Here is a 6,082-nt window from a genome sequence, read left to right as displayed (position 1 = left end):
ACCTACGACACCCAGGGCAACCAGCTGAGCCAGACCGTCACAGATACCGCTACCAATGTGGCACGGACCGCCAGCTGGACCTACGTCCCCAGTGGAAGTGCACAAGGCTTGGTGGCGACCCAGAGCGTCAACGGCGCCGTCCGCCAGACCTACGCCTACTATGGCAGTAACAGCTTCAGCGGAGCTGTGTCCAATGGAGACCCCGAGTGGAACCGCGTCAGCTTGCTGCTCAACGGCACTGGTGCGGCCGGCTCGCCCATCGTGGACAGCAGTCTGTCACCCAGACCCTTGACAGTGTCGGGTAATGCGCAGATCAGCACGGCCCAAAGCAAATTTGGCAGTAGTTCAATTTACTTTGACGGCGCAAGCTCCTATATCTCGACACCCGCCGCAGGATCCTTCCAGTTTGACGCGGGAAACTTCACCGTTGAAAGCTGGGTCTATCAAGCAAACAACACCACGGGCTATGCGTCGGGAATTCAAAGCATCGTGGGCCAGTACCAACTGGGTGTGAATGGAAACGCCAGCTTTGGATTGCTCACTATTGGAGGTTACCCCCAGGCAGCGTTCTTCGCTGGTAGCTCACTGGTTGCAGTTATCAATGCGCCCAATGCGCTACCCCTGAACACCTGGAACCATCTGGCCGCAGTGCGCAATGGCAACCTGGTGACCCTCTACGTCAACGGCGTGAGTGTTGGCTCTGCGGCTCTTTCCGTCAGCCTGAATACTTCTTCACGCAATGTTGCCATCGGTGCCGACTCGATCGGCGCTGGTGGCTGGAATGGGTACCTCTCTGATTTGCGGATCACCAAGGGATTTGCGCGGTACACCACCAACTTCACACCACCGGCACAGGCCTTCCCCAATAGCGGACCCATCACCATTGACCCAAATGCGGTAGGCCACACAGCAGGCGATCTCCAGTCGATCACCAATGCAGCAGGCCACGTGACCCAGTTCACGCTGTACGACAGGGCAGGGCGTGTGCGACAGATGGTCGACCCCAAAGGCATCGTCACAGACATGAGCTACACGCCTCGAGGCTGGGTCAGCAGCGTGACAGTCACCCCGCCGGGCGGAGCAGCCCGCACCACCAGCTACACCTACGACAACGCCGGCCAGCTGACAGGCGTCACGCTGCCCGACAACAGCACCATGAGCTACAGCTACGACGCCGCACAGCGCCTGACGGGTGTGACGGACGCCAAAGGCAACACCGTCAGCTACACCCTGGACGCTATGGGCAACAAGACCGGCGAGCAGGTCAAAGACCCACAGGGCAACCTGCAAAGAAACATTACCCGGGTGTATGACGCCTTGAACCGGGTCCAGCAACTCACGGGAGCGAGCAATTGAACACCACAACAACCATCACCCCAGCAGGAGGTCGCATGCGCAGCCCTAGTTCCACCAGAGCCGTCACCACCTGGCTCAGCCGCCTGGCACTGCTCATCGCCCTGGCTCCGGTCCTGGCGCTGGCCGCCACCCCCACGACCACAGCGCTTTCAAGCAGCGCAGGGACTGCGCCGGTCGGCCAGAACATCACCTTGACCGCCATCGTCACAGGCGCCAGTCCCACCGGCAACGTCACCTTCAAGGATGGTGGAACCACTCTGGGCAGCGGCGCCGTGACAGGCGGCGTGGCAACGCTTGCCACCAACGCCCTAGCCCTGGGCAGCCATGCCTTAAGCGCCGACTACGCAGGCGATACCAACAACGACCCTTCCACATCTGGCTCCATCACCGTCGCCATCAACAGCGGCACCCTGACCTGGCAATACGGCTACGACGCCATGGGCAGGCCCACCACCGTGGTCGAYCCCAATGGTCTTGCCAGCTACACCTACTACGACAGCCTGGGYCGCCCCATCCAGACCCAGCAGCCCGCCAACACCGGWAGYRSSACSCCSACCACCACCGGCTTYGCCTACAACGCCAATGACAACCTGACCCAGGTCACCGACCCCCGCAACCTCGCCACCACYTACAGCCCCAACGGCCTGGGYGATGTCACMGCGCARACCAGCCCKGAYACCGGMRCSAGCCAGTACACCTAYGACCTCAACGGCAACGTCCTGACCAAGACCGACGCCMGAGGCAAGCTCACCCAGTACACCTATGACAACTTGGACCGCCTCAAAACCATCAGCTATGCCACCGGCACGSCCAGCGTGCTCGAGTACGACGGCGGATCCACYCCCACCCCGGCMGCCGTAGGCGARCTCACCAAAATCACYGACGCCTCCGGCCAGRCYGTCTACAGCTACGACAGCCTGGGCCGCAAGACMGGCAARACCCAGACCATAGGCGGCAAGACCTTCACCGTCGGCTACAGCTGGGGCGATAGCGGAAGTGCGTTGGACAAACTCACGGCAATCACCTACCCCAGCGGAACAAAGGTCAACTACAGCTACGATGCCCAGGGCGTGGTCAATGCCGTCACGGTCAATCCGCCGAACGCCAAYGGCGYGGGCACCAAYACCGGCACCACCYTGCCGCTGATAGCRGGYATCACYACCAAYGCKGAAAGYAAAMTSACYGGCTGGAGCTGGGCCAGCAGCAAGACYCAGGCGATTGCCTAYGAYGCCAACGGMCAGATCAGYGCRTACAACCTGGGCGACCCRACCAGCACTGGCATCCGTCGCACCGTTAACCGGGACAGCGCCGGGCGCATCACCGGCTACACCCACACCAGCAACGGGACTCCGGTGCCCAGCCTGGACCAGAGCTTTGGCTATGACAACCTGAACCGGCTGATCAGCGCCACTCTGGGCAGCAGTGCGGTGCAGTACAGCTACGACGCCACCGGCAACCGTACGGCCAAAGTCATTGGCGGCACCAGCTACCCCAACACGATTGCCACCACGAGCAACCGGCTGAACCAGACCCAGGACAGCACGGGAACAGCCACCGTGCAACACGATGCGGCGGGCAATATCACGAGCGATGGGACCAACAGCTATACGTACAGCGACCGCGGGAGACTGGCGACGATGACGAACGCCGGTGGCACGGTGAGCTACAGCTACAGCGCGCTGGAGCTGAGGATGAGCAAGACGGGCCCGACGGCTCTGGTGCCCACCGGTGCGGCTTACTACGTCTATGACGAAGAGGGCAAGCTGCTAGGTGAATACGACGCCAATGGCGTGCCCCAATACGAAACCGTCTACTTGGGCAGCCCGGTCGGGGTAGTCAAGCAGACGGGCACGGCTGCGGGATCAAACATCGCCATCAGCTTGTACAACGTCTCAACTGATCAGCTGGGTGCGCCGAGAGTGATCACACGTCAGAGTGATGAAGCCTTCGTTTGGCGCTGGGATACGGCGGARCCCTTTGGSGCGACGGCGCCTGATCAGAACCCCGAAAGCCTGGGGACCTTCACATATAACCAGCGACTGCCTGGGCAAACCTTTGATGCCGAGAGTGGGCTGTTCCAGAACTGGAATCGGGAATACAACCCGCGCATTGGCCGATACATTCAATCTGATCCTATTGGGCTCGCCGGAGGCATCAACACCTTTGGATATGTCGCTGGAAACCCAACGTCCTTTGTTGACCCTTATGGAAAGCAAGCATCGTTAGCGTGGTGTTTTGGAGGACCTGCTGGATGTGTGGCGGGAGTTGGAGTTGCTGGCCTGACGTGGATGGCTGTACAGGAAGCAAATAAAGACAAAGGTGCATCAAAGGTCGAGGCTTCACCCGAGAAAAAAGAATGCTGTGCGTTATACACTGACGTTTACGATGTCGGAAGAGAGAATGCACCAAAGCACGGGAAAACCCAAATTGGGAACCGCGGAGCCGAGCCTGCAAATCCGGAGTTCGCCCTGCAAAATTCGATGGGCGCAGGCGAATGGAAGCTTGGATTTGACGGTCTGACCGGAGAACTTGTCATGTTTCGGTTGCAGCGTACTGATGAGCAAAAATGTATCAAGTACTGGCACGGATATGTTGTCAATCAGCGTGAGTTAACTCACGAGCAATGGAGAGCGGGGCGTGACGCTGGCTTTCCGAACTGGACAAGAAAACCAGGGGCGAAATGATGGATGTAAACAGTGCTTCTTATTACTTTAGCTTGATAGGTTTCTCGATCGAAGTCCGTGTCAATATTCAATCATCTATAGATTTCACAAAGAGATTTCATCATCATGGCCCAGACTTTGTGTTTGCCGTTGCGGAGATATGGCTTCACCGTGAAGAGGCGAAGCATCTCATCATTCCGGCGACTCATCCGGGAAATTTTTTGGAAAGCTTGAGATCTTTGGATAAGCTCATATCAAATCCCCCGTCAGCTCTAGGTATGGAGCAGCTTGTTCCTTGTGGTGGGTGGTGTTCGTGGATGGCGGGCTATTGGGATCGAGTTGATAAAGAGTGCAATACGGCCGATGACGAAAAGCTATATGACCTTCTAATTCCCTTGTCGTTTGTCGAAAGTAGAGTCGGTCATATTGCCCTGTACATGTATGGAGGCAAGAGAATATTTGAAGTTGCCACTCGTCTAGGTGAACATGAAGGACGCCAAACGGTCGGCGCTTGGTCGGAATTCAGTTCGGATGCTCTAGGTAATGAAATTGCGCATTTGAAGAAGGTTATTGCTGCGGATATTCGTGATGCGATAAAGAGGCAATCCCTATAGGCACCAGCGCCCGGTTTCCTCTCGTTCTTCAACCAAAAAAAATTCATCCACAGCCCCAGCTGCTAAAGCTGAGTTTCCGGATGGCCGTTGAATTGCACTGAGGTCTGCCCCGAGTTTTGGAGTGACCCCTCGGGCTGGGACCAGCAGGTTACGGGAGCCAGCCAGTACACCTATGACGCGCTCGGCAACCTGCCCACCAAAACCGATGCCAGGGGAAAGCTCACCCAGTATGTGGAWTTTCGTGCTTGTTTGATCCGTTTTTTTATCGAGCGCTGAGCCACCGATGACGCTCTTTTTCGCAGGACTGGCGATCCACATTTCAGGGTTTTKATRTGGGTCAAGCRACKGCGAAAAAAGYGGGTCACATCGACGCGAAACTTGACAGTCGTGGGTTGCCTCTCGCCTCCTACGGCGAAGTACGCTCAGGCCAAACTCAACACCGTCTTGACCAGCGCCTGCGCACGCGGCACCAGCGTATCGAGGCAGCAGTATTCGTTATCGGTATGCGCCTTCGCGCCGACCGGGCCGACACCACACAGTGTGGGAATACCCAGCGAGGCGGTAAACCCGGCATCGGAGCAACCGCCCGTTGCTTCACCGGCCACGTCGAAACCGACCAGGGCCGCGCTGGCCTTGTAGCGCTGCATCAGGTCGCTGCTGGCTTCGGGTTCCAGGGGCAGCGACTCCGACATCTGTGTGATGCGGATGGTGGTGCCCGGCACACCGGGCGCGGCGGCCAGGGCGTGGATGCTGGCGAACACCGCCTGGCGCTCGGGCAGGGTGCGAAAGCGCACGTCCAGCTTGGCCTGCGCCGCTGGGGCCACGGTGTTGGTCGACATGCCGCCGCTGATCAAACCGACATTGGTGGTGATGCCGCAGCTGTAGTCGGTTAACGCGTGCAAGGCGGTGACCAGTTGCGCCAGGGCGCCGATGGCGCTGGCGCCGTCAGCGTGGTTCATGCCCGAGTGGGCGGCGCGGCCGGTGACTTCAATCAAAAAGGTGGCGCCACCCTTGCGCTCGGTGACCAGGTTGCCACTGACGCGGCCGGGTTCTGAGTTGAAAACTGCCCGTGCACCGCGCGCATGGGTTTCGATGGCGATGCGGCCGTTTTGCGAGCCGATTTCTTCGTCGGCCGTGAAAAGGCCCAGCACCGGGAAGGGCAGCGGCGGCAGCTTTTGCAGCGCCATCATCACAAAGCATTGCAGCACCAGGCCGGACTTCATGTCGGACACGCCGGGGCCGTAGCCGCGCTCGCCGTCCACGCGCCAGGGCCGCTGGGCCACGGTGCCGGTGGGGAACACGGTGTCGCGGTGGCCCATCAACACCACCGGCGCTGCCGCGGCTTGCGCGCCAGGCAGGCGGGCCAGCAGCACGTCGCCCTCGGCGACATCACCGCGGTGTTCGGCGCTGATGCCCGCGGTTTGCAGCCAGCCCGCCATGGCCTGGGCC

General features: G+C 59.6%; 4 protein-coding genes. 3 read left to right on the top strand and 1 reads right to left on the bottom strand.

The annotated features are described in order from the left end of the window. The 3 genes from AC1D1X_RS13465 to AC1D1X_RS13455 all read left to right on the top strand — a co-directional run. A partial coding sequence (locus AC1D1X_RS13465) for a LamG-like jellyroll fold domain-containing protein (RefSeq protein ID WP_477698449.1) occupies nucleotides 1-1,356 on the top strand: 1,356 nt, incomplete at its 5' end. A 35-nt stretch (nucleotides 1,357-1,391) separates the two neighbouring features. After that, entirely contained in the window at nucleotides 1,392-4,040 is a 2,649-nt protein-coding gene (locus tag AC1D1X_RS13460; RefSeq protein WP_477698448.1) for an Ig-like domain repeat protein, read from the top strand. After that, nucleotides 4,037-4,633 carry a hypothetical protein gene (locus tag AC1D1X_RS13455; protein WP_477671709.1) on the top strand — a complete coding sequence of 199 codons (597 nt, stop codon included), beginning with the start codon at nucleotides 4,037-4,039 and terminating at the stop codon, nucleotides 4,631-4,633. The genes AC1D1X_RS13460 and AC1D1X_RS13455 overlap by 4 nt, the downstream gene beginning before the upstream one ends. 422 nt (nucleotides 4,634-5,055) lie before the next feature. On the opposite strand, the gene AC1D1X_RS13450 is transcribed toward AC1D1X_RS13455, so the two are convergent. Next, nucleotides 5,056-6,082 (bottom strand): M20 family metallopeptidase (locus AC1D1X_RS13450; protein ID WP_477698447.1); only part of this gene is annotated, 1,027 nt, incomplete at its 5' end.

It is taken from the genome of Polaromonas sp. P1_G4 (genome assembly GCF_056405475.1).
This window is presented reverse-complemented; position numbering and strand designations above follow the sequence as displayed.

Coding starts and splice junctions, on each gene's coding strand:
- AC1D1X_RS13455 (WP_477671709.1), top strand. CDS start 4,037: ATGATGGATGTAAACAGTGCTTCTTATTACTTTAGCTTGATAGGTTTC.